The sequence below is a fragment of the Nonomuraea sp. NPDC049750 genome (assembly GCF_040659625.1).
In the GTDB taxonomy this organism is placed as follows: Bacteria; Actinomycetota; Actinomycetes; order Streptosporangiales; family Streptosporangiaceae; genus Nonomuraea.
Genome location: NZ_JBFANB010000014.1, coordinates 40,706 through 64,932, shown reverse-complemented (window position 1 = coordinate 64,932; position 24,227 = coordinate 40,706). Strand labels below are relative to the sequence as shown.

Here is a 24,227-nt window from a genome sequence, read left to right as displayed (position 1 = left end):
TGTGGGACCGTGGACATCCGTGATGTGACCTCCGACGACCTTGACGCCGTTCTCGACCTTCGCCAGCGCTCCTTCGGCCTGGTTCCGGCCGCCGAGCGGGAGCGCTGGCGCCAGGCGGCGCTGCCGGCGCTGGCCGAGGGCCGCTACCTGGGCATGTTCGACGGGCCCAGGCTGGTCGCGACCGCGCGGCTGCGCCCGTTCACCCAGTGGTGGCACGGCAAGCCGCAGCCCTTGGCCGGGGTCGCGGCCGTCACCGTCAGCCCGGAGGATCGCGGCAAGGGGGTCGGTGGCCGGCTCATGCAGGCCACCGTGGAGCGGGCCGTGGCGTTCGGCGACGCCGTGTCCGCGCTCTATCCGGCCACCACGCCGCTCTACCGCTCGGCCGGCTACGAGCACGCGGGGGCGCAGCACCGCGTCACGCTCCCGGCCGAGTCGCTGCGGACGATCCCGCCCAGCGGCCGGGTCGAGCTGCGCAGGATGGGTCCCGGCGACGCGGCCGAGGTGGTCTCGGTGCTGCGGCGGGCGCACGGCGCCGCGCGCGCCTCCGGCCCCGTCTCATGGGACGAACGCACCTGGGCGCTGTGGCTCGGCCAGGAGGACGACTTCCTCTATCTGGCGCCGGACGGCTACGTCGTTTACCGCTGGGCCGGCCCGGACATCGAGGTCGACAACCTCGTCGCCGAGTCCGAGCAGACCGCCAGGGCGCTGTGGTCGCTGGTGGGCAGCGCGTCGTCGATGGCCGCGCACGTCACCGCCAACGTCGCGCCCGACGACCCGGTGCTGTGGCTGCTGCGTGAGCGGTCCACGGAGACCATCAAGCAGGTGCGGTGGATGTTCCGCGTCCTCGACGTGGCGGCGGCCGTGGAGCGCAGGGGATACCCGGCCGCGGTCGCGGGCGAGGCGGTCGTCGAGGTGACCGACCGGCTGCGGGCGGGCAACACGGGGCGCTGGCGGCTGGAGTTCTCCGGCGGGGCCGGGGCCGCCACGCCGCTCGGGGACTCGGGGGAGTCCGGGGCGGTGCTGTCGATCAACGGCCTCTCCGCGCTGTACGCCGGGATCCCGGCGGCCACGCTGCGGCGCGGCGGCCTCATGTCCGGGCACGAGCGCTACGACGAGCTACTGGACACCGTCTTCGCCGCCAAGCCGTACATGCTGGACTACTTCTGACCGCCCCAGCCACGTCCGCTCTCCGGCGGTCGTACGGTCGCGGGCGTTCCGGAGGGCTGGCGTACGGTCGCGGGCGTTCCGGAGGGCTGGCGCACGGTCGCGGGCGTTCCGGAGGGCTGGCGCACGGTCGCGGGCGTTCCGGAGGGCTGGCGCACGGTCGCGGGCGTTCCCGGCGGATGGCCCATGCTCGCGGGCGTTTCCCGATGCGCGGGCACGTCAGCCGGGGTAGAGTCTCGTGCCGAACAGATGTTCGGCGGCGCGGGGAGGCAGGCCGGTGCGGGTGATGGGCGTCGATCCGGGGCTGACCCGGTGCGGCCTTGGCGCGGTCGAGGGGCGGCCGGGCGCGCCGCTGTCCTTGGTGGCCGTCGGTGTGGTGCGCACCGGCGCCGACGAGGAGCTGGGCACCCGGCTGGTCGGCATCGAGGCCGGCATCGAGCAGTGGCTCGACGAGGTGCGTCCCGACGCGGTGGCGGTCGAGCGGGTGTTCAGCCAGCACAACGTCCGCACGGTCATGGGCACCGCCCAGGCGGCGGGCATCGCGGTCCTGTGCGCGGCCAGGCGCGGCCTGCCCGTCGCGCTCCACACCCCGTCCGAGGTCAAGGCGGCCATCACCGGCAGTGGCACCGCCGACAAGAAGCAGATCGGCGCCATGGTGACCCGCCTGTTGCGGCTCAGCGAGATGCCCAAGCCCGCCGACGCCGCCGACGCGCTCGCCCTGGCCATCTGCCACGTGTGGCGCGGCGGCGCCCAGCACAAGCTGGCCGAGGCCGTGGCAAGGGCCCAGAGCCGCACGGCCCGGGCCCCCCGTACGACACAGGGCCGCACGGCCCAGAGCCGCGCGACAGAGGACCGCACGTCCCTGAGCCGTATGGCAGAGGGCCGTCCGACAGGGAAGGACGTGGCGCTGTGATCGCGTCCGTGGCCGGGCAGGTGACGGCGATCACCCCCTACGGCGCGGTGATCGAGGTCGGCGGGGTCGGCATCCTCACCCACTGCACACCCGCCACCCTCGCCGCGCTCAGGGTGGGCGAGGAGGCGCGGCTGGCCACGTCGCTGGTGGTCCGGGAGGAGTCGCTCACCCTCTTCGGCTTCGCCACCGCCGACGAGCGCACCGTCTTCGAGTTGCTCCAGACGGCCAGTGGCGTCGGCCCCAAGGTGGCGCTGGCCATGCTCGCCGTCCACACGCCCAACGCGCTGCGCGTCGCCGTGGCCTCCGCCGACCTCAAGGCGCTCACCAAGGTGCCGGGCATCGGCCCCAAGGGCGCCCAGCGCATCGTGCTGGAGCTCAAGGACCGGCTCGGCACGCCCGACGAGACGCTCGACGCGGCCCTCAACGGCGACCGGCGGGCGGCGGCCTGGCGCGACCAGGTCCACTCGGGGCTGGTCGGGCTGGGCTACTCCGGAAAGGACGCCGACGAGGCCATCGCCGCGGTCGAGCCGCAGGCGGGCGACGACCCGCAGATCGCCGTCCTGCTCAAGGCCGCCCTGCGAACGCTGAGCAGCGCGCGATGAGCGGGGAGGTCCAGGCGTGAGCCTTGAACGTGATCTCGTCTCGCCCGACGCCGAGGGCGACGAGCTGCAGATCGAGGCGGCGCTGCGGCCCAAGCGGCTGAGCGAGTTCATCGGCCAGGCGCGGGTGCGGGAGCAGCTGTCGCTGGTGCTGGAGAGCGCCATGCGGCGCAATCGGCCGCCGGATCATGTGCTGATGAGTGGTTCGCCGGGTCTGGGCAAGACGACACTGGCTATGATCATCGCAGCCGAGTTGAGCGCTCCGCTCCGCATCACCTCAGGGCCGGCCCTGGAGCGGGCCGGTGACCTCGCGGCCATCCTGTCGACGCTGGCCGAGGGCGAGGTGCTGTTCATCGACGAGATCCACCGAATGGCCCGGCCCGCGGAGGAGATGCTCTACCTCGCGATGGAGGACTTCCGGGTCGACATCATCGTCGGCAAGGGCCCCGGGGCCACCGCGATCCCGCTCGACATCGCGCCGTTCACCCTGGTCGGCGCCACCACTAGGGCCGGTCTGCTGCCCGCGCCGCTGCGCGACCGGTTCGGCTTCACCGCGCACATGGACTTCTACGAGGTCGAGGAGCTGGAGCGGGTCCTCTACCGCTCGGCCAGGCTGCTCGAGGTGACGCTGCCGGGCGAGGGGGCGCACGAGATCGCCAGGCGCTCGCGCGGCACGCCCCGCATCGCCAACCGCCTGCTGCGCCGGGTCCGCGACTTCGCCGACGTGCGGACGGAAGGCGTCATCGACCGCGACATCGCCTCCGCGGCCCTCAACCTGTACGAAGTCGACCCCGAAGGACTCGACCGGCTCGACCGCGCGGTGCTCGGGGTGCTGCTGCGCAAGTTCGGCGGCGGCCCCGTCGGCCTGTCGACGCTCGCGGTGGCCGTCGGCGAGGAGCCGGAGACGGTCGAAGTGGTGGCCGAACCCTTCCTCGTACGCCAAGGTCTGCTGGCCAGGACCCCGCGCGGCCGGGTCGCCACCGCCGCGGCGTGGCACCACCTCGGGATGACACCGCCACCCGACGCATTCGGAGCGACACTTTTCGACTGATCACAGAACGGTTGCAACCGTTTCAATATGGGAACTTCCCCGCGCGCCGAAACGCTGCTTCGTTGCCGCGTTTCGCAACAAGCGCCTACACTCCGTGGCTTGGCTGGCTGTGTAGGCTGACGGGCTGAGCGGCGCGGCCCCGAGGCTACGCACGGAATTTCCGGCGCGAGGCCGGTGTCAACTTCTTGTACGACAATGGAAGGTCGCCCCTTATGAACATGGGACAACTCGGAAGCATCCTGCCGCTGATCCTTCTGGTGGTGGTGTTCTACTTCTTGCTGATCCGTCCCCAGCGCAAGCGCCAGCAAGAAGCGACCGCCATGCAGAACTCATTGGCTCCGGGTGCCCGTGTCATGACCACCACCGGCCTGTTCGGAACGGTGGTGGCGGTGGACAATGAGGACGTGATTCTCGAGGTCGCCCCCGGGATCGAGACCCGATGGGTGAAGGCCGCCATCGGGCGTGTCGTCACTCCCGGAGACGCTCCGGCCGACGAGTCTCTCGCCGACGAGCCCGTGGTGGACGACGTCGTCACGGACGACACGGCCGACCACGAGGTCGTCAAGGGCGACGACGTTAAGGGCGAGGATAAGGACAACACTCCCCGTGAGGAGACCGAGACGACCGTGGAGCGCAACGGCGGCAAGGACTCCAGCACCAAGCAGTCCTGACTAGGCTCTGCCTCAAACCCCTATCTGAAAGACTGACGACCAGTGGCCCGACCGACCAGCCGCCACAGCCGACCGGGGCGAACGCTCCTGGTGCTGCTGGCGCTCATCATCGCCCTCGGTGGGACGATGTTCCTGCAGAAGGCGTTCACGCCCAAGCTGGCACTCGACCTCGCCGGCGGCACGACGGTGACTCTGTCTCCCCAGACCCTGAACGGCGCCTCCCCGCCTGAGGAGATCCTGGACCGCGCGGTGAACATCATCCGCGACCGGGTCAACGGCACCGGCCTGTCCGACGCGGAGGTCGCCAAGTCAGGCGACAACATCATCATCTCCGTTCCGGGCGCGGGTCAGGAGGAGGTCATCAAGCTGGTCGGCACCACGGCGGAGCTCCGCTTCCGCCAAGTGCTCGCCATGGCGGCCACGCAGGCTCCGCAGGAGCTCACCACCGAGGCCCCCAAGCCGGGCACCTCGCCGTCCGCCGCTCCGTCCAGCACGGCCACCTCCAAGCCGTCGGCCAAGCCGTCATCGTCGGCGGGGGCCCCCAAGCCCAGCACGTCGCCCACGGGCAAGGCCCTGTCCTCGGCGCTCGTCGCGCCGACGGCCACCCCGTCGGCCGGTGCCCCGGCGACCGAGGCGCCCAAGGCCCAGGAGACGCCGAAGGCCCAGGAGACCAAGAAGGGCCAGAAGGACGCCAAGGCCACTCCGGCGCCCACCCCGACGTCGAGCGGCCAGCCGCCGGCCCAGGACCCCAACGCGGGGATCAACACCCAGGGCATCGACCCGGCCGTGCTCGCGCAGTTCCAGAAGCTCGACTGCAGCGACCCGAAGAACCGCGGCAAGGGCGTCCAGGATGACCCGAAAAAGCAGTTCGCCGCGTGTGAGTCCGACGGCAGCCTCAAGTACGTCCTCGACGTGGCCAAGGTCGTCGGCACCGACATCGCCTCGGCCAGCGCCGGCGTCCAGCAGGGCAGCACGCAGTGGCTCGTCCAGCTCGACTTCAAGAGCAGCGGCGCGAGCGAGTGGAGCAAGCTCACCTCGACCGCCTACAACTCGCAGGAGCCGCGCAACAAGGTCGCCGTCGTGCTCGACGGCGTCGTGATCACCGCGCCCAACATCATCGGCCCGATCCCGGGCGGCCGCGCCGAGATCACCGGTGGCTTCACTCAGAAGACCGCCACCGACCTGGCCGACCAGCTCAAGTACGGCGCGCTGCCGCTGAAGTTCAACCCCAGCTCGATCGACACCGTGTCCTCGACGCTCGGCCAGGACCAGCTCATGGGCGGCCTGATCTCCGGCGCCTTCGGCCTGGCCCTCGTGGTGCTCTACTCGCTGTTCTACTACCGCGGCCTGGGCATCGTCGCCGTCCTCAGCCTCGCGGTCGCCACGATCATCACGTACACGGCGGTGGTCGTGCTCGGCCACAACGCCGGGTTCCGGCTGTCGCTGCCGCACATCATCGGCCTGGTGGTCTCGATCGGCATCACCGCCGACTCCTTCATCGTCTACTTCGAACGCATACGAGATGAGATGAAGGAAGGGCGGCGGACGCTCCGCGCGGCCGTCGAGGTGGCCTGGGTGCGTGCGCGGCGCACGATCCTGATCGCCGACGCCGTCATGTTCATCGCCGCGATCGTGCTCTATCTGCTGGCCGTGGGCGGAGTGGCCGGGTTCGCGTTCGCGATGGGCCTGACCACGCTGATCGACATCGTGGTGGTGTTCCTGTTCACCAAGCCGCTCATCGCGGTGCTGGCCAAGCTCAAGTTCTTCGCCAAGGGCCACCCGTTGTCCGGCCTCGACTCCGAGCGTATGGGCCAGGACCTCGGTACCACCGGCCGTACGACCACCCCGCAGGAGGCCTGAGATGGGACTGGGGCGTCGCCTCTACCGCGGCGAGATCGACGTTGACTTCGTCGGCCGCTGGAAGCTCTGGTACAGCCTTTCCGGCTTCCTGCTGATCGTCTCCCTCGCCGGGCTGCTCATCAACGGGCTCAACCTGGGCGTGGAGTTCAAGGGCGGGTCGGTCTTCTCCTTCAAGGCGCAGACCGCCACCATCCAGCAGGTCCGCTCCTCCTTCCTCGACGAGGGCGTGCACCAGCCGATCGTGCAGACGGCCGGCGATCGCTGGCGGGTCACCACCGAGAGCCTTGACCCGGGCGCGGTGACCAAGGTCCAGAACGGCATCGCGAAGGACTTCAGCGTCGCGGTCAAGGACGTCGACATCCAGTCGATCGGCGCGTCCTGGGGCGGTGAGGTCTCCAACAAGGCGTGGATCGGTCTGGGCGTCTTCATGCTGGCGATCATTCTCTACCTGTCGATGGCGTTCGAGCCGAAGATGGCGCTGTCCGCCATCGTCGCGCTCATCCACGACCTCGTCATCACGGCGGGCGTCTACGCCTGGTCGGGCTTCGAGGTGACGCCCGCGACGCTGCTCGGCTTCCTGACCATCCTCGGTTATTCGCTCTACGACGCGGTCGTGGTGTTCGACATGATCAAGGAAGTCACGGCCAAGCTGGGCACCACGTCGAAGCAGACCTACTCGATGGCGGCCAACAACGCCCTCAACCACACGCTGATCCGATCACTGAACACCTCGCTGGTCGCGATCCTGCCGGTGGCGGCGATCCTGTTCATCGGCACCACGCTGCTCGGCGCGGGCACGCTGAAGGACCTGTCGCTGGCACTGTTCGTCGGCATGATCGTCGGCACCTACTCCTCGCTGTGCGTGGCCACGCCGCTGCTGGTCACGCTGAAGGAGCGGGAGCCGAGATACCAGGCCATCGCCAGGCGGCTCGCCTCCACCGGCACCAAGGGTGGCAAGGGCGCCAAGAGCGCGGCGACGGCCAAGGGCTAGCCCGGCTCGGCCCACACGGGCCCGCACGCGCACGAACGACGCCTCCGCCCAGATGGGCGGGGGCGTCGGCTTGTAGAAGCCCTGAGGGCCCTCACAGAGCCGGACATAACCGGGTGAATGCCACTTACCACCCCCCGGCAGGCGCCGGTGGTCCGCCGGATGGGCCATCATGGAGGCCGTCAGTCGTGGGAGAGGACCGCCAGGCGGTCAACCGAAGGAGTGCCGTCATGAGCGACCTGAGCTCGTTGATCTGCGACCGGATCAGGGACGTTCCCGACTATCCCCAGGCGGGGGTCATGTTCAAGGACATCACCCCGCTGCTGGCCGACCCGGTGGCCTTCACGGCCGTGGTCGACGAACTGGCCGGCGCGTTCGACGTGGACAAGATCGTCGGGATCGAGGCGCGAGGCTTCATTCTGGCCGCTCCGGTGGCCTACCGGGCGGGCGCCGGATTCGTGCCCATCAGAAAAAAGGGCAAACTCCCCTCCGAAACCCTGGAGGAGTCCTACGATCTCGAGTACGGATCCGCGACCATCGAGGTGCACCGCGACGCCTTCGCCGAAGGCGACCGGGTGCTCATCGTCGATGACGTGCTCGCCACCGGCGGCACGGCGGAGGCCACCGTACAACTGGTGCGCAGGGCCGGTGCCGAGGTCGTCGGCGTCGCCGTACTGATGGAGCTGGCCTTTCTCAAGGGACGCGAGCGTCTCGCGGGAGTGGATTTGCGCTCCCTTGTGATCGTCTGAGCCCGCCCCGAGAGAGGCCAGGTTTCTCACCTGGATACACTGGGGGGCCTGGACTCGATGCTAAGGAGTCTGTGTGCCCCGTGATGTGGTCGTGCCCGACGTAACCGACGCTGGGAGTGCCGAGACGGCGCCCGGTGTCCCGGCGGTGCGTCGACGGCGATTTGGGGGTGGGGCCATGAATCCGGTGCTGGAGCCGCTGTTCAGGACGGTTCGCGCCACCCACCCCAAGGCCGACCTGCGCCTGATCGAGCACGCCTACGACGTCGCCGCCTACCATCACCGCGACCAGAAGCGGAAGAGCGGCGACCCGTACATCACCCACCCGCTGGCCGTGGCCACCATCCTGGCCGAGCTGGGCACCGACGACGAGACGCTGTGCGCGGCCCTGCTGCACGACACCGTCGAGGACACCGCCTACGGCCTCGACGAGCTGCGCGGCGACTTCGGCGAGACGATCTCGTCGCTGGTCGACGGGGTCACCAAGCTCGACAAGGTCAAGTTCGGCGACGCCGCGCAGGCCGAGACCGTGCGCAAGATGGTCGTGGCGATGTCGCGCGACATCCGGGTGCTGATCATCAAGCTGGCCGACCGGCTGCACAACATGCGCACGATGCGCTACCTGCCCGAGCACAAGCGCCACCAGAAGTCCCGCGAGACCCTGGAGATCTTCGCCCCGCTGGCCCACCGCCTGGGCATGAACACCATCAAGTGGGAGCTCGAGGACCTCGCCTTCGCCATGCTCTACCCCAAGCGCTACGACGAGATCGCGCGCATGGTGTCGGAGCGGGCCCCCCGCAGGGACCTGTTCCTGCAGGAGGTCATCGAGAAGGTCTCCGGCGACCTGCGTGACGCCAAGATCCGCGCACTGGTCAAGGGCCGGCCCAAGCACTACTACTCGGTCTACCAGAAGATGATCGCCAGAGACGTGGCCTTCGACGACATCTACGACCTGGTGGGCATCAGAGTCCTCGTCGACAGCGTGCGCGACTGCTATGCGGCCCTCGGGACGATCCACGCGCGCTGGAACCCGGTCCCCGGCCGGTTCAAGGACTACATCGCGATGCCCAAGTTCAACATGTACCAATCGCTGCACACCACGGTGATCGGTCCCGAGGGCAAGCCCGTCGAGCTGCAGATCCGCACGCACGCCATGCACCACAGGGCCGAATACGGCGTGGCCGCCCACTGGAAGTACAAAGAGGAGGTCGGCGCCCCGGGCCCCGCCGGCAAGGTCAAGCCGGGCAGCGACATGGCCTGGCTGCGCCAGCTCCTCGACTGGCAGAAGGAGACCTCCGACCCGGGAGAGTTCCTGGAGTCGCTCCGCTTCGACCTGTCGGTCTCCGAGGTCTACGTCTTCACCCCGCGCGGCCAGGTGGTGGCGCTGCCGGAGGGGGCGACCCCGGTCGACTTCGCCTACGCCGTCCACACCGAGGTCGGCCACCGCTGCATCGGCGCCCGCGTGAACGGCCGCCTGGTGCCGCTGGAGTCGCGGCTGGGCAACGGTGACACGGTCGAGATCTTCACCTCGAAGTCGCCCGACGCCGGTCCGTCGCGCGACTGGCTCAAGTTCGTCAAGTCCGGCCGCGCCCGCAACAAGATCCGCCAGTGGTTCTCCAAGGAGCGCCGCGAGACCGCGATCGAGGCGGGCAAGGAGGCCATCGGCCGGGCCATGCGCAAGCAGGGGCTGCCGCTGCAACGCCTGATGTCCGGCGAGTCGCTGCTGGCCCTGGCCCGCGACCTGCGCTATCCCGACGTGTCCGCGCTCTACGCGGCCGTGGGGGAGGGGCACGTCGCCGCGCAGACGGTCGTGCAGAAGCTCGTGGCCTCCATCGGCGGCGTCGACAGCGCCGAGGAGGACATCGCCGAGACCTCGCTCCCGACCCGCCTGCGTGGCCGTCCCCGGGGCGGCGGCGCGGGCGTGGTCGTCGCGGGCGACTCCGATGTCTGGGTACGCCTGTCGAAGTGCTGCACCCCGGTGCCCGGCGACGAGATCGTCGGCTTCGTCACCCGGGGGCACGGCGTGTCGGTGCACCGCGCCGACTGCACCAACATCGTGCAGCTCAAGTCGCAGCCCGACCGTCTGGTGGAGGTGAGCTGGTCGCCGGGCGACGACTCGGTCTTCCTGGTGGCCATCCAGGTCGAGGCCCTCGACCGGCCCCGCCTGCTGTCCGATGTCACCCGGACCCTGTCCGACCAGCACGTCAACATCCTCAGCGCCTCGGTGACCACCTCGCGAGACCGGGTGGCGGTCAGCAAGTTCACCTTCGAGATGGGCGATCCCAAGCATCTCGGTCACGTGCTGAAGGCCGTCCGCAACATCCAGGGCGTTTTCGACGTCTACCGGGTCAGCGGCGCGAGCACGTAGCCGGATCAGGCGCCGGGTCGGCGGCCCAAGCGTGTGGACAGATCGGGCAGGTTGACCACGATCGCGTCCTGCGTGCTGCGGGCGATGACGACCACGGCCTCCTGCTCCGGATCGGCGTTCTCCTCGCGGTGCGGGACATAGGGCGGGACGAAAATGTAGTCACCGGGCTTGGTCTCCAGCCGCGTCTCGCGTGCGTCCCGGGGGTCGAGGAACACGAACGACGGTGTGCCGCTGATCACGTAGATGGCCGTCTCCGACTCCCCGTGGTGGTGATCGGCCGAGCGCGTCGACGGGGCGACGTGGGTCTGGCCCATCCACAGCTTGCCGGACCCGGCCGTACGCCCGCTGACGGCGGCCAGGCGGTGCATGCCGGAGCTCTGGGCGGTCTCGGACGTCAGATCGCCTGAGGCGATGTGGCGCAGCCGCTGGTGGAAAGGGTCCCCATCGGCCCGGTAACCCTCCCACAGGCGCCCTCCGGCCCGCTCCAGCACGCTTCCCGCCGTGGCGGCCAGGCGTACCGGATCGTCGTGGGCGGACAGCAGCTCGTCGGCGAGCGCGGCGTCGTACGCGCGCAGCTCGCGCAGCAGCCATTTGCCCGAGCCGTGCCAGCGGCCCGCGGACGTCAGCGCCAGCCGGGCCGACTCCTCCACGACCTGCCAGCGGATGAACGCCAGCTCGCCCGGATCCGTCGCGCCCGCCAGGTCGTCGAGCAGGTCCGACAGGAGGTAGCGGGCCCGGTCCAGCATCCGGGGCGCGGCGGGGCCGGGACCGGCGGAGAGGCGTTCGCGCATGACCGCCTGGACCTCGGCGGCGCGGCCCGCCCGGTCGGTGAGCACCACGCCTTCGGCGCACAGGCGCGGCAGGGTCGGCGAGTGGGCGGCCAGATCGCGGTCGGCCCAGCCGGTCAGGCTCAGCTCGGTGTGCACCAGCAGGTCTACCGGCCAGTCATGCCAGCGCAGCGACTCGCGGTAGGGCACGGCCAGGCCGTCCAGCACCACGACCACGTCGAGATCGGACCGGCTCGTGCGGTGGCCGGTCAGCGCGCTGCCGCCCAGGAAGGCGTAGAGCGCGTCCGGGAACAGCTCGGCGACCAGGGCGCGCGCGGCGGGCACAGGTTCCATGCCCAACACCCTAGAACTCCCCGAGCCGGCCGGGCATCCCCCGACGCCGGACATCCCTGATGACAGGACATGCCGGGCGCCGGGTACGCAGGCGACCCCCTTCGCCCGCGGATCGGCGCGAACCTCAGCGGATCGGCCCTCAGTGGATCTTCGCGGACCTCAGCTGAACTCGGCCAGCGTCCGCTCGGCCTCCTCCAGCCACGAGCGGCGGGCCGTGATGGCCTCCTCGGCCTCCTTCACGTCCTTGGCGCGTCCGGCCGCCTCGGCCTTGGCCAGGCGCTTCTCCAGCTGCTCGATCGAGGTGCGCAGCTGGTCGACCGCGTTCTGGGCGCGGGCCCTGGCCTCGGGGTTGGACCGCTTCCACTCGGCGTCCTCGGCCTTGCGCACGGCGTCGTCCACCTTGCGCAGGCCGCCTTCGAGGCGGTCGCGCTGCTCGCGCGGCACCGGACCGGCCGCCTCCCAGCGCTCCAGGATGTGGCGCAGTGCCGCCCTGGCCGTGCGGACGTCGGTGACCGGAAGGATCTTCTCGGCCTCCGTCAGCAGCACCTCCTTGAGCTCGGCGTTGGCCGCCAGGGACGCGTCCCGCTCGGCGAAGACCGCCGAGCGGGCCTGGAAGAACAGGTCCTGGGCGCCCTTGAACCGCGCCCACAGCTCGTCCTCGGCCTCCCGCGACGCCCGGCCCGCGCTCTTCCAGCGCTGCATCAGGTCGCGATAGACGGCCGCCGTCGTGCCCCAGTCGGTCGAGTCGGCGATCGCCTCCGCCTCGGCGACGATGCGCTCCTTCTCGGCGCGTACGCCCTCGCGCTGCTCGTCGAGCCCCGCGAAGTACGCCTTGCGCCGCTTGGCGAAGGCGGTGCGGGCGGCCGACAGCCGCTTCCACAGCGCGGCCTCGGTCACGCGGTCGATGCGGTCGGCCGCCTTCCACTCCTCGACCAGCTGGCGCAGCCGCTCACCACCCGACTTCCAGTGGGTGGTCTCGTCGGCGATGCGCTCGGCCTCGTCGACGATGCGTTCCTTGACCGTCCTGGCCTCGGCGCGCGCGTGCTCACGCGCGGCCTTGACCTCCTCGCGCCGCTGCGCGACCGCCTCCGTCAGGCCGTCGAGACGGGCCGTCAGCGCGGCGAGGTCGCCGATGGCGTGCGCGTCGGCGACCGCTTCGCGGAGCTTGACGATGCTGGCCTCGGCCTGCGCCGGGGCCAGGTCGGTGCCTTTCAGCCGCTGCTCCAGCAGCGTGACCTGGCCGGCCAGCTCGTCGTACTTGCGATGGAAGTAGGCCAGCGCCTCGTCCGGTTCACCGGCCTGCCAGGACCCGACGGCTCGCTCTCCCTCAGCCGTACGCACGTAGACGGTGCCGTCGTCGTCTACCCGGCCCCACGGGTCGGTGCTCACCGTGTCCTCCCGCACTATCCATCAGACCCTTCGGGACTACTGTCCCTAGTTTGTATTACGTCAGCTCTTGCCAGAGAATGTCACGCTTTTGATTTCGACGGTTTCCTTAGGTGCGCCAGTACCATCCTGCATGGGAGTGATGACACCTGCTTTGTTCACCTTGTCTAGGATGTCCAGACCCTTGGTGATCGTACCCACCGGCGTGTAATCCGGGGTGAGTCCGAGGTCGCCGAAGACCAGGAAGAACTGGCTCCCGGTGCTACCCGGCGCCTGCGTCTTGGCCATCGCCATCACGCCGCGCTTGTAGGTGGCGCCCTTGAGGTTCTCCTCGGCCATGACGTAGCCGGGGCCGCCCGCACCGTCCGACTCGCCCTTGCCGTCGGCCTTGGCCTGCGGGTCTCCGCACTGCAGCATCGGGAACTGGGCGCTGCCGAGCCGGTGACACTTGCTGCCGTCGTAGAACTTCTTCTCCGCCAGGTAGGCCAGCGAGTTGACCGTGCACGGCGCCTTGGCGTTGTCGAGCTGCACCTCGATGTCGCCCAGATTGGTGTTGAGCGTCATCGTCTTGGTCGCCGGCTTGAGTTTCACCTTCTTCGGCGGCAGTCCGACGTCCTTGACCACGCCGCCGCCCTTCTCCGCGACGTAGTCGCAGGTGCCGGTCTTGGCGTCGAACGGCTTGGGCCCCGCGGCGGCCGAAGCCGAGGCCGTGGGCGCCGCCGTGTCCTGGGCGGAGGTCGAGGGCTGCGCCGTCGCGGCGGCGTCGGTCTTCGAGTCATCGCCGCCGCCCAGCAACGCGACCGCCGCCACGATGCCCCCCACCACGACGACCACGCCCACCGTGGAGCCGATGATCGCCGTGCGCTTGGCGCGCTGCTCGCGTTCGAGACGGCGTGCCAGCTGCCGCTCGTGGTGCTCGCGTGCCAGCTGTTTCTGCCGGTCCTTCCCCGTGGCCACCGCTTTGCCTCCCATAGTCAATCAACTGAGGTGGGCGAATCGTATCGGCCAACGGGTAATGATTCGCAGCCCGGCGACCCGCACCGGTACCCTTCGGTTACATTCCCATTGGCTTTTTTGACGAGATCAGCTGAGGCAGATGCTCATCGCAGGCTTCCCCGCAGGGGCCTTCCAGACCAATTGTTACGTCGTCGCGCCCGCAGCGGGCGAGGAGTGCGTGATCGTCGATCCAGGTCAGGACGCGGTCGACGGGGTCGAGGAGCTGCTGAGAGAGCACCGGCTCAAGCCGGTGGCGGTGCTGCTCACCCACGGACACCTCGACCACGTCTGGTCGGTGGCCCCGGTCTGCGGCGCGCGCGACGTGCCCGCCTGGATCCATCCCGACGATCGCCACCTGCTGAGCGACCCGGCCGCGGGCTGGTCGCCGTCGAGCTCGGCGATGTTCGGCGGCATCACGCTCAGCGAGCCCGACGACGTACGGGAGCTGTCCGACGGCGCCGTGCTGCCGCTGGCCGGGCTGGAGCTCGTGGTCGACCACACCCCCGGCCATACCAAGGGGTCGGTGAGCTTCCGGATGCCCGATGACGACGTCCTGTTCTCGGGTGACCTGCTGTTCGCCGGCTCCATCGGCCGCACCGACCTGCCGGGCGGCGACTACCCGACGATCCTGCGCAGCCTGGCCGACAAGTGCCTGCCACTGCCTGACGATACGGTCGTCCTGCCGGGCCACGGACCACAGACCACGATCGGCCACGAGCGCGCCACCAATCCATATCTGAAGGAAGCCGCGCCGCACGCCGGTCCCACACGAGGCATCTAACAGGGATCTCATGAGTTTCCAAGCGCCAAAGGGCACCTTCGACTGGCTGCCGCCCCGCTCCGAGCAGGTCCTCGCCGTACGCGAGGCCCTCGTCGCGCCCGTGCGGCTGGCCGGCTACGGCTACATCGAGACGCCGGTGTTCGAGGACACCCAGCTGTTCGCCAGGGGCGTGGGTGAGTCGACCGACATCGTGTCCAAGGAGATGTACACCTTTCCCGACAAGGCGGGCCGGTCGCTGACGCTGCGTCCCGAGGGCACCGCGTCGGTCGTACGCGCCGTCCTGCAGCACGGCCTGCACAACGGCCAGCTCCCGGTCAAGCTGTGGTACTCCGGCAGTCAGTTCCGCTACGAACGCTCCCAGAAGGGCCGTTATCGGCACTTCTGGCAGGTCGGCGCCGAGGCGCTCGGCTCCGAGGATCCCGCGCTCGACGCCGAGATCATCGTGCTGGGCGCCCAGGGCTTCGCCGCGCTCGGCCTGACGGGCGTCCGGCTGCTGATCAACTCGCTGGGCGACAAGACCTGCCGGCCGGCCTACCGGGCCGCGCTGCAGGAGTTCCTGCGCGGGCTCGACCTCGACGCCGACACCAGGGCCCGGATCGAGATCAATCCGTTGCGGGTGCTCGACGACAAGCGGCCCGAGGTGCAGGCGCAGCTGACCGGCGCGCCCCTGGTCGTCGACCACCTGTGCGCCGCCTGCAAGTCCTACCACGAGGAGGTCCGCGGGCTGCTGAGCGCCGCCGGCGTGGCCTACGAGGACGATCCGCGGCTGGTGCGCGGGCTCGACTACTACACGCGCACCACGTTCGAGTTCGTGCACGACGGGCTCGGCTCGCAGTCCGCGGTCGGCGGCGGCGGACGCTACGACGGGCTGAGCGAGATGCTCGGCGGGCCGCCCCTGCCCAGCGTCGGCTGGGCCCTGGGCGTCGATCGCACGTTCCTCGCCATGGAGGCCGAGGGGTTGATCGGCGAGGCCGCACCGGGACGCGTCCAGGTGTACGGTGTCCCGCTGGGTGACGAAGCCCGCCGCCGGATGTTCCTGCTCGTGACCGAGCTGCGCCAGGCGGGCGTCAGCGCCGACCTGGCTTACGGCGGCAAGGGGCTCAAGGGCGCGATGAAGGGCGCCGACCGCTCGGGTGCCCGGTTCGCGCTGATCCTGGGCGAGCGTGACCTGGCCGCGCAGGCCGTACAACTGAAGGACCTGACCACCGCTGAGCAGACCGAGGTGCCGCTGGCCCAGGTCGTCGATGTCTTGAAGGGGAAAGTGCAGTGATGCGCACGCATACCGCCGGGTCGCTCCGAGAGGAGCACGCCGGGCAGCAGGTGACGCTGGCAGGATGGGTGGCCAGGCGCCGTGATCACGGCGGTGTGGTCTTCATCGACCTGCGCGATGCCTCCGGCTCGGCGCAGGTGGTCTTCCGCGAGGAGGACCACGCCCACGACCTGCGCGCCGAATACTGCGTGCGGGTGGTCGGCCAGGTCCGGGTCAGGCCGGAGGGCAACGAGAACCCCGAGCTGCCCACCGGCGCGATCGAGGTCGTCGCCGAGCGGGTCGAGGTGCTCAGTGAGTCCGCCCCGCTGCCCTTCCCGATCGAGGGCGGCGCGGGCGTCTCCGAGGAGGCCCGCCTCAAATACCGCTATCTCGACATTCGCCGCCCGCAGGTGGCCAATGCCCTGCGGGTCCGCTCGAAGGCCACCTACCTGGCCAACGAGGTCATGCACGAGCTGGGCTTCGTCTACGTCGAGACGCCGACGCTGACCAGGTCCACGCCCGAGGGCGCGCGCGACTTCCTGGTGCCGGTCCGGCTCCAGCCGGGCAACTGGTACGCGCTGCCGCAGTCGCCGCAGCTGTTCAAGCAGCTGCTCCAGGTGGGCGGGCTCGAGCGCTACTACCAGCTCGCCAAGTGCTACCGCGACGAGGACCTGCGGGCCGACCGGCAGCCGGAGTTCACCCAGATCGACGTCGAGATGTCGTTCGTCGACCAGGAAGACGTCATCGCGGTCGGCGAGAAGCTCATCGGCCGCGTGTGGCGGGAGACGGTCGGCTACGAGATCCCGACCCCGCTGCCCCGCATGACCTACGCCGACGCGATGGCCCGCTACGGCTCCGACAAGCCCGACCTGCGCTTCGGCCAGGAGCTCGTCGAGATGACCGACTACTTCGCCGGCACCTCCTTCCGCGTCTTCCAGGCCGACTACGTGGGCGCGGTCGTCATGCCGGGCGGCGGCTCGCAGACCCGCAAGGAGCTCGACGGCTGGCAGGACTGGGCGCGCTCGCGCGGCGCCAAGGGCCTGGCGTACGTGCTCGTCCAGGAGGACGGCACGCTCGGCGGCCCCGTGGCGAAGAACCTCTCAGAAGAGGAAATTTCCGGACTCGCGGCGAAGGTCGGCGCCCAGCCGGGCGACGCGGTCTTCTTCGCGGCCGGCGCGCGCAACGCGGCGCGCGACCTGCTCGGCGCGGCCCGGCTGGAGATCGGCCGCCGCTGCGGCCTCATCGACGAGTCGCTGTGGTCGTTCCTGTGGGTCGTCGACGCGCCCATGTTCGAGGAGGACGGCGAGGGCGGCTGGACGGCCGTGCACCACCCGTTCACCGGCCCCAAGCCCGAATGGGCGGACAACTTCCAGGACCACCCCGGCGAGGCCCTGGCCTACGCCTACGACATGGTCTGCAACGGCATGGAGATCGGCGGCGGCTCCATCCGTATCCACCGGGCGGAGATGCAGCAGCGGGTCTTCGACGTGCTGGGCATCTCCAAGGAGGAGGCCGAGAACAAGTTCGGCTTCCTGCTGGAGGCGTTCAAGTACGGCCCGCCCCCGCACGGAGGCATCGCCTACGGCTGGGACCGCATCTGCATGCTGCTGTCCGGCGGTGAGTCGATCCGCGACGTGATCGCCTTCCCGAAGACCGCCTCGGGCTTCGACCCGCTCACCGGCGCGCCCACGCCCATCACGGTGGACCAGCGCAAGGAGGCGGGCGTCGACGCCAAGCCCAAGAACGAAGGCTGACCCACCACGAAAGAGGGCGCCCCGCCTCTCCGGTTCAGGAGAGGCGGGGCGCCCTTTCGTGTCCGGCTAGCGGAGCGTGACCTTCTCGATGATGATCGGGTTCTTCGGGGCGGTCGAGCCGCCGTCGCCGACGATGTCCTGGCTGTTGACGATGACGCCGTCCTTGGCGACCTTCTCGATGATCTCCAGGCCCGAGCGGACCATGCCGAGCACCGAGTACTGGCCCTCGATCTGCGAGTTCTCGTCCGACAGTGAGATGGCGAACTGGCTGCTGTTCTGCCCGGCCGCGTCCAGCGGCTGGGTGAGGAACACCACACCGCGGGTGTACGGGATCGCGCCGACGGCCTCGTCCTGGTAGACGTAGCCCGCCGTGCCCTGGCCGTCCGTCGGGTTCTTGCCGTCGGCCTTGGCCTTGGGGTCGCCGCACTGCAGCAGGAACAGCCCCGCCGTCTCCGGCGTCACCAGGCGGTGGCACTTGGTGTTGTTGTAGAAGTTCTTCTTGGCCAGGAAGTCCATCGAGTTGACCGAGCATGGGGTCGCGGCCGGGTCGACGTCGATGACGATCTTGCCATGGTTGGTGAAGACGGTCATCGTCTTCAGCTTCAAGTTCGGGCGGCTGCCCGGCATGCCCACGTACTTCATCGGCACGCCCGAGGTGTCCCGCTTGTAGGTGCAGGATATCTTGCCGGTCTTCTTCGGTATCGAGGACAGCGACGGCGTCGGCGAGGGCGCGGCGCTGGGCGGCGTGGAGGCCGACGGAGTGCTCTCGGCCGAGACCTTCTTGCCCGCGTCGTCCTTGTTGACCAGCGTGGTCGCGGCGAAGATGCCGCCCGCCACCACGACCACGGCCAAGCCCGCGCCGATGAAGACGTTCCGCTTCCCCTTGGCGCTGTCCGCCGCCGCGCGCTGCTCCTGCCGCTCCTTGTGTTCCCGAGCCAACTGGCTCTGGCGGTCGTCCTCGCCGCTCACCGGTATGTCCTCCACTTTTGCCAGTACATGACCAAACAACTCCGGGAATGCTACCGGCCCTGCGATGTGCCGGACGTAAGAGGAGGAAACCACTCGTAGTGACGGGATGGACCGCGAACCATATCGTGTCGCCATTCGTAGTTGAAATGAGAACTAGGAGTGCAGACATGTTCGACGAGATCTTCGGCTTGCCCGCCCATCCGCTGATCATCCACTTCGCCGTGGTGCTGACCCCGCTCCTCGCGGCCGCCTCCGTGGCGTACACGGTCCTGCACCGCTGGCGGCCGCTGCTGGCCTGGGCGGTGGTCCTGCTCTCCCTGGGGGCGCCCGTGGCCGTCTTCGCGGCCAAGGAGAGCGGCGAGAGCCTCAAGGCGGCCCGCTTCGCCTCGGTCGACGGCAGCCTGGGCGAGCGGATCGAGACCCATGAGAACTTCGCCAACCCGTTGCTCCTGTCGACGGCGGGCCTCGGGGTCGCCGCGTTGCTACTGGTCTACGCCACGAGCCCGAGCCGCGGCTCGCTCGGCGACCGGTTCGGCCGCCCGGCCACCCTTGTGCTGTCCGGCGTGACGGTGCTGCTGGCCGTGGTGGTCGGCTACTTCGTCTTCCGCGCCGGTGACTCGGGCGCGAGAGCCGTCTGGGGCGCGTAGCCCGCTCCCTGATGGTGGAAGAGCCGTCCGGGATACCCGGCCCGCTCTCTGGCGGTGGATTGAAGCCCGTGTGCCTGGCGGTGGACCGAGGCCCGCTTGCCTGATGGTGGGCCGCTGGACGCGGTCCACCCCGTAAACTCGCGTTGTGGAGAGTCTGTTCGATTCGGCGGCTGAGGAGGCCACACCGCAGCCCCTCGCGGTCCGGATGCGGCCGCGCACGCTCGACGAGGTGATCGGCCAGCGGCACCTGCTCGGCGCGGGCACCCCGCTGCGCAGGCTCGTCGAGAGCGAGGCGCCGATGTCGCTCTTCCTCTGGGGGCCGCCCGGCACCGGCAAGACGACGCTCGCCTACGTCGTCTCCAACGTCACCAAGCGGCGCTTCGTCGAGGTCTCCGCCGTCTCGGCCGGGGTCAAGGACGTACGCGCCGCCATCGACGTCGCCAAGCGCGAGCTGGGCATGAGCGGCCGGCAGACCGTGCTCTTCGTCGACGAGGTCCACCGCTTCAACAAGGCCCAGCAGGACGCCCTGCTGCCCGCCGTCGAGAACCGCTGGGTCACCTTCATCGGCGCCACCACCGAAAACCCCTTCTTCTCGGTCATCTCCCCCCTGCTGTCGCGCTCGTTGCTGCTCACGCTCGAGTCCTTGACCGACGACGACATCCGCGCGGTCCTGGAGCGGGCGGTGGCCGACGAACGCGGCCTCGGCGGCCGCGCCACCGTCGCCCGCGAGGCCGTCGACCATCTCGTACGCCTGGCCGGCGGCGACGCCCGCCGCTCCCTGACCTACCTCGAAGCCGCCGCGCTGCTGTCCGACGACATCACGGTCGAGGTCGTGGAGAAGGCCGTCGACAAGGCGGCCGTCCGCTACGACCGGCAGGGCGACCAGCACTACGACGTCATCAGCGCCTTCATCAAGTCGATGCGCGGCTCCGACGCCGACGCCGCGCTCCACTACCTGGCCCGCATGATCGAGGCGGGCGAGGACCCGCGCTTCATCGCCCGCCGCATCGTCATCTTCGCCTCGGAGGACGTCGGCCTGGCCGACCCGACCTGCCTGCAGACCGCGGTCGCCGCGGCCCAGGCCGTGCAGCTGATCGGCCTGCCGGAGGGCCAGATCAACCTGGCCCACGCGGTCCTGCACTGCGCGCTGGCGCCCAAGTCCAACGCCGTCGTGAAGGCCATCGGAGCGGCGATCGGCGACGTACGCCGCGGTCTGATCGGCCAGGTGCCCGGCCACCTGCGCGACGCCCACTATCCGGGCGCCGCCAAGCTGGGCCACGGCGACGGCTACAAGTATCCGCACGACTTCGACCACGGGCTGGTCCGCCAGGACTACGCGCCCGAGCAGGTGCGCGACAAGCGCTACTACGAGCCCACCAAGCATGGTGGTGAGGGCGTGCTGGCCGAGCGGTGGGCTCGGATACGTGACTTCCTGCGTGGCTCTTGACGGCCGCTTGGCGGGCTCTTGAAGGACTTCTGGCTGTCCGGCACGGGCCGGGTTCGGCTGGTCGGCGTCGGGGTCGGTGCCGCTCGCGAGCCGGTCCGTTCGAGCGGGGAAACGGGGGCCTCCGACGTGGCGGCCTGATGGAGCCGGGCGTCACCAGTAATCTGGGCCGTCGAACGCGATAGGGTTCTTGCCGTTCCGGCCCAGCGTACGAGGGAGATGAGCGGATGCTTACCGCTGGAGAGGTCGCCGGGCTGATCGCCGCCACGGGCTGGATCGTCTTGGTCTGCGTGCTCGTCATGGTGCTGGTCAAGCTCACCCGGCTGATCACCGCGACCAGCAGAGCGGTGGCCGACCTGAGCGCCCGCATGGCGCCGCTGCTCGACGACATGAGCCTGACGGTCAACGAGACCAACCGGCAGCTGGTGGTCGTCGAGGCCATCGCCAAGGACGTCAAGCAGGTGAGCTCCCACGCCGCCAAGCTCAGCGCCGTCACCCAGACCGTCTTCACCGGACCGCTGATCAAGGTCTCCTCCATCGGCTACGGTGTGCGCAGGGCCATCGAGGTCCGCAGGCCGCGCAAGGCGGGCCGGCGGCGATGATCAGACGGCTGTTCTACCTGTCGCTCGGCGCGCTGCTGACCCTCTGGGTGATGCGCAGGCTGCAGGCGCTCCACCCCAACCACGTGGCCCGCAGGACCGTCGGCGGCGCCGCGAGCATGCTCGGACGGGTGAGAGACTTTACTTCTGACGCGCTCGGCGAGGCCGCGGAGCGCGAAATCGAGTTGCGGGCCCATTTCGGACTCGACAACCCTGAAAGCAACGACTAACGCAAAGGATGGCCACCATGGAGTCGGCAGAGATCGCGCGCCGCTTCCTGCGCTTCTTCGAGGAGCGTGGGCACAAGGTAGTGCCCTCGGCCAGCCTGATCGCTGAGGACCCGACGCTTCTCCTGGTCAACGCGGGTATGGCGCCGTTCAAGCCGTACTTCCTGGGGCAGCGCAAGCCTCCGGCGGACCGGCTGGCCACCGCGCAGAAGTGCGTACGCACCCCCGACATCGACGAGGTCGGCAAGACCACTCGGCACGCGACGTTCTTTCAGATGCTCGGCAACTTCTCCATCGGCGACTACTTCAAGGCCGAAGTGATCCCGTTCGCCTGGGAGTTGCTGACCAAGCCGGAGTCCGAGGGCGGCTTCGGCTTCCCGCCCGACCGCCTCTGGGCGACCGTCTACCTCGACGACGACGAGGCGCTCGACATCTGGCACAACAAGGTCGGCCTGCCCCTCGACCGCATCCAGCGCCGCGGCCTCGAAGACAACTACTGGCACATGGGCGTGCCCGGCCCCGGCGGCCCGTGCTCGGAGATCTACTACGACCGCGGCCCCGAATACGGCCGCGAGGGCGGCCCCATCGCCGACGAGAACCGTTACCTCGAAGTCTGGAACCTGGTCTTCATGCAGGACCAGCTCGGCGAGGTCCGCAGCAAGGTCGACTTCGACATCATCGGCGGCCTGCCCGCCAAGAACATCGACACCGGCATGGGCCTGGAGCGCATGGCGGCGATCCTGCAGGGCGTCGACAACATCTACGAGATCGACACCACCTACAAGATCCTCGACAAGGCGGCCGAGCTCACCAAGACCCGCTACGGCCGCGACCACCGCTCCGACGTCAGCCTGCGGGTGATCGCCGACCACGTGCGCACCGGCACCATGCTGGTCGCCGACGGCGTCATGCCCGGCAACGAGGGCCGCGGCTACGTGCTGCGCCGCATCCTGCGCCGCTCGGTCCGCAACCTGCGCCTGCTCGGCTCCGGCGACGAGCGCTACATGCACGCGCTGACCGAGGTCGCGATCGAGGTCATGAGCGAGCAATACCCGCAGCTGAAGGCGGACGCGCCACAGATCCACGGGGTCATCGACGCCGAGGAGGCGTCCTTCCTCGGCACGCTGCGCACCGGCACCGCCATGTTCGACGTCACGGTGGAGGAGACCAAGCGCAAGTCCGGCACCACGCTCTCCGGCGAGCAGGCGTTCCAGCTGCACGACACCTACGGCTTCCCGATCGACCTCACGCTCGAAATGGCTTCCGAGCATGGACTCCAGGTCGACGAAGAGGGCTTCCGCCGCCTGATGAAGGAGCAGCGCGACCGCGCCAAGGCCGACGCGGCGGCGAAGAAGACCGGCAACGCCGACATCTCCGTCTTCGGGCAGCTGCTGGAGAAGGCGGGCCGGGTCGAGTTCCTCGGCTACGACCAGACCGAGGCCGACACCAGCATCGTCGGCATCCTGGTCGACGGCGGCGCGGTCCCCGCGGCGGGCGCGGGCACCGACGTGGAGGTCGTGCTCTCCCGCACTCCCTTCTACGCCGAGGGTGGCGGCCAGCTCGCCGACCAGGGCGTGATCCGCACCGGCGGCGCCGAGGTCGAGATCCGCGACGTGCAGACGCCGCTCGCGGGCCTCGTCGTGCACCGCGGCCGGATCCGCAAGGGCGAGCTCAAGGTCGGCGACGAGGCCCAGGCGGAGATCGACATCGAGCGGCGCCGCGCGATCTCGCGCAGCCACAGCGCCACCCACCTCGTCCACCGCGGCTTCAAGAACGCGCTGGGCGAGACGGCGGCGCAGGCCGGCTCGGAAAACTCGCCCGGCCGCTTCCGCTTCGACTTCACCGCGGCGGGCGCGGTGCCGCCGAGCGTGCTGCGCGACGTCGAGGACGAGGTCAACGCGGTCCTCGTCAACGACCTCAAGGTCAACGCCTTCTACACCTCCCAGACGGAGGCCAGGGCGATGGGCGCGCTGGCGATGTTCGGCGAGAAGTACGGCGACGAGGTCCGCGTCGTGGAGATCGGCGACTACTCGCGCGAGCTTTGCGGCGGCACCCACGTGCACAGCTCCGGCCAGCTCGGCCTGGTCAAGGTGCTCGGCGAGCAGTCGGTCGGCGCCGGTGTGCGCCGCGTCGAGGCGCTCGTCGGCATCGACGCCTTCCGCTTCCTGGCGCGCGAGAGCGTGCTGGTCGCCCAGCTCACCGAGCAGCTCAAGGCGCGCCGCGAGGAGCTGCCCGAGCGCGTCGAGGGCATCGTCACCCGCCTGCGCACCGCCGAGAAGGAGCTGGAGCGGCTCCGGTCCGCGCAGGTGCTCCAGGTGGCGGGCGAGCTGGCGGCGCAAGCCCGTGACCTGGACGGAGTCTTCGTGGTGACGCACCGCGCGCCTGACGGCACCGGGGCCGACGACCTGCGTAAGCTCGCGCTTGATGTGCGTGGCAGATTCCCGGCCGACCGACCGGCGGTCATCGTGATCGCGGGTGTCCCCTCCGACCGGCCCGTGGTCGTTGCCGCGGTCAACGAGGCGGGACGTGAGCGTCAGCTCAAGGCCGGGCGACTGGTCGGCGTCGCCGCCAAGGCGCTTGGGGGTGGCGGTGGCGGCAAGGACGATGTCGCGCAAGGCGGCGGCACACGACCAGAGGCGGTCGGCGACGCGCTGCGACTGGTCGAGCAGGCCATCGCGGAGCAGCTCGGCTGAC

General features: G+C 69.9%; 21 protein-coding genes. 17 read left to right on the top strand and 4 right to left on the bottom strand.

Features of this window, described 5'->3' with window-relative positions:
* Window positions 1–9 precede the first annotated feature (9 nt).
* The 9 genes from AB0J16_RS31700 to AB0J16_RS31660 all read left to right on the top strand — a co-directional run bounded on the left by AB0J16_RS31700 (window position 10) and on the right by AB0J16_RS31660 (window position 10,360).
* Window positions 10–1,167, top strand: a complete 1,158-nt coding sequence (locus AB0J16_RS31700) for a GNAT family N-acetyltransferase (protein ID WP_358545921.1) — start codon at window positions 10–12, stop codon at window positions 1,165–1,167.
* Window positions 1,168–1,441: 274 nt separating this feature from the next.
* Window positions 1,442–2,077, top strand: a complete 636-nt coding sequence (ruvC, locus tag AB0J16_RS31695) for a crossover junction endodeoxyribonuclease RuvC (RefSeq protein WP_358545918.1) — start codon at window positions 1,442–1,444, stop codon at window positions 2,075–2,077.
* A complete protein-coding gene (ruvA, locus tag AB0J16_RS31690; protein WP_358545915.1) occupies window positions 2,074–2,679 on the top strand; it encodes a Holliday junction branch migration protein RuvA in 606 nt (201 codons plus the stop codon). Before ruvC ends, ruvA begins: the two co-directional genes overlap by 4 nt.
* A gap of 16 nt (window positions 2,680–2,695) precedes the next feature.
* A complete protein-coding gene (gene ruvB, locus AB0J16_RS31685) occupies window positions 2,696–3,727 on the top strand; it encodes a Holliday junction branch migration DNA helicase RuvB (protein WP_357955567.1) in 1,032 nt (343 codons plus the stop codon).
* Window positions 3,728–3,945: 218 nt separating this feature from the next.
* A complete protein-coding gene (gene yajC, locus AB0J16_RS31680) occupies window positions 3,946–4,398 on the top strand; it encodes a preprotein translocase subunit YajC (RefSeq protein WP_358545912.1) in 453 nt (150 codons plus the stop codon).
* Window positions 4,399–4,440: 42 nt separating this feature from the next.
* The gene (gene secD / locus AB0J16_RS31675; protein ID WP_358545909.1) at window positions 4,441–6,258 is read left to right on the top strand and encodes a protein translocase subunit SecD; all 1,818 of its coding nucleotides are present in this window, start codon (window positions 4,441–4,443) and stop codon (window positions 6,256–6,258) included.
* A 1-nt stretch (window position 6,259) separates the two neighbouring features.
* Window positions 6,260–7,249 carry a protein translocase subunit SecF gene (secF, locus tag AB0J16_RS31670; RefSeq protein ID WP_358545906.1) on the top strand — a complete coding sequence of 330 codons (990 nt, stop codon included), beginning with the start codon at window positions 6,260–6,262 and terminating at the stop codon, window positions 7,247–7,249.
* 227 nt (window positions 7,250–7,476) lie between these two features.
* A complete protein-coding gene (locus tag AB0J16_RS31665; protein WP_357955560.1) occupies window positions 7,477–7,995 on the top strand; it encodes an adenine phosphoribosyltransferase in 519 nt (172 codons plus the stop codon).
* 175 nt (window positions 7,996–8,170) lie between these two features.
* The gene (locus tag AB0J16_RS31660) at window positions 8,171–10,360 is read left to right on the top strand and encodes a bifunctional (p)ppGpp synthetase/guanosine-3',5'-bis(diphosphate) 3'-pyrophosphohydrolase (protein ID WP_358545904.1); all 2,190 of its coding nucleotides are present in this window, start codon (window positions 8,171–8,173) and stop codon (window positions 10,358–10,360) included.
* A gap of 5 nt (window positions 10,361–10,365) precedes the next feature.
* On the opposite strand, the gene AB0J16_RS31655 is transcribed toward AB0J16_RS31660, so the two are convergent.
* From AB0J16_RS31655 to AB0J16_RS31645, 3 genes are all read right to left on the bottom strand, one after another.
* Window positions 10,366–11,481, bottom strand: coding sequence for a cupin domain-containing protein (locus AB0J16_RS31655; RefSeq protein WP_358545901.1), 1,116 nt, complete (start codon window positions 11,479–11,481; stop codon window positions 10,366–10,368).
* A gap of 159 nt (window positions 11,482–11,640) precedes the next feature.
* Window positions 11,641–12,870 carry a DUF349 domain-containing protein gene (locus AB0J16_RS31650; RefSeq protein ID WP_358545898.1) on the bottom strand — a complete coding sequence of 410 codons (1,230 nt, stop codon included), beginning with the start codon at window positions 12,868–12,870 and terminating at the stop codon, window positions 11,641–11,643.
* A 60-nt stretch (window positions 12,871–12,930) separates the two neighbouring features.
* A complete protein-coding gene (locus AB0J16_RS31645; protein ID WP_357955552.1) occupies window positions 12,931–13,824 on the bottom strand; it encodes a peptidylprolyl isomerase in 894 nt (297 codons plus the stop codon).
* A gap of 139 nt (window positions 13,825–13,963) precedes the next feature.
* On the opposite strand from AB0J16_RS31645, the gene AB0J16_RS31640 reads away from it, so the two are divergent.
* Genes AB0J16_RS31640 through aspS form a run of 3 tightly spaced genes read left to right on the top strand, consistent with a single transcriptional unit; the run spans window position 13,964 to window position 17,647 of the window.
* Entirely contained in the window at window positions 13,964–14,644 is a 681-nt protein-coding gene (locus tag AB0J16_RS31640; protein WP_358545895.1) for an MBL fold metallo-hydrolase, read from the top strand.
* A 10-nt stretch (window positions 14,645–14,654) separates the two neighbouring features.
* Window positions 14,655–15,914: a histidine--tRNA ligase gene (gene hisS / locus AB0J16_RS31635; protein WP_358545893.1), complete on the top strand. Its 1,260-nt coding sequence runs from the start codon at window positions 14,655–14,657 to the stop codon at window positions 15,912–15,914.
* Window positions 15,911–17,647 carry an aspartate--tRNA ligase gene (aspS, locus tag AB0J16_RS31630; RefSeq protein WP_358545890.1) on the top strand — a complete coding sequence of 579 codons (1,737 nt, stop codon included), beginning with the start codon at window positions 15,911–15,913 and terminating at the stop codon, window positions 17,645–17,647. Before hisS ends, aspS begins: the two co-directional genes overlap by 4 nt.
* Window positions 17,648–17,713: 66 nt before the next feature.
* Here the strand turns inward: aspS and AB0J16_RS31625 are convergent, their stop codons facing one another.
* Window positions 17,714–18,631, bottom strand: a complete 918-nt coding sequence (locus AB0J16_RS31625) for a peptidylprolyl isomerase (RefSeq protein ID WP_358545887.1) — start codon at window positions 18,629–18,631, stop codon at window positions 17,714–17,716.
* Window positions 18,632–18,783: 152 nt separating this feature from the next.
* Here AB0J16_RS31625 and AB0J16_RS31620 point away from each other — a divergent pair, with 152 nt between their 5' ends.
* From AB0J16_RS31620 to alaS, 5 genes are all read left to right on the top strand, one after another.
* Window positions 18,784–19,263, top strand: a complete 480-nt coding sequence (locus AB0J16_RS31620; protein WP_358545884.1) for a hypothetical protein — start codon at window positions 18,784–18,786, stop codon at window positions 19,261–19,263.
* 145 nt (window positions 19,264–19,408) lie between these two features.
* On the top strand, window positions 19,409–20,710 hold the full coding sequence (locus AB0J16_RS31615; protein WP_358545882.1) for a replication-associated recombination protein A: 1,302 nt from the start codon (window positions 19,409–19,411) through the stop codon (window positions 20,708–20,710).
* A gap of 224 nt (window positions 20,711–20,934) precedes the next feature.
* A complete protein-coding gene (locus tag AB0J16_RS31610) occupies window positions 20,935–21,309 on the top strand; it encodes a DUF948 domain-containing protein (RefSeq protein ID WP_358545880.1) in 375 nt (124 codons plus the stop codon).
* Window positions 21,306–21,536 (top strand): hypothetical protein, encoded by a 231-nt coding sequence (locus AB0J16_RS31605; RefSeq protein WP_358545877.1) that lies wholly within the window; start codon window positions 21,306–21,308, stop codon window positions 21,534–21,536. The genes AB0J16_RS31610 and AB0J16_RS31605 overlap by 4 nt, the downstream gene beginning before the upstream one ends.
* A gap of 17 nt (window positions 21,537–21,553) precedes the next feature.
* Window positions 21,554–24,226 carry an alanine--tRNA ligase gene (gene alaS, locus AB0J16_RS31600; protein ID WP_358545874.1) on the top strand — a complete coding sequence of 891 codons (2,673 nt, stop codon included), beginning with the start codon at window positions 21,554–21,556 and terminating at the stop codon, window positions 24,224–24,226.
* Window position 24,227: the final 1 nt, after the last annotated feature.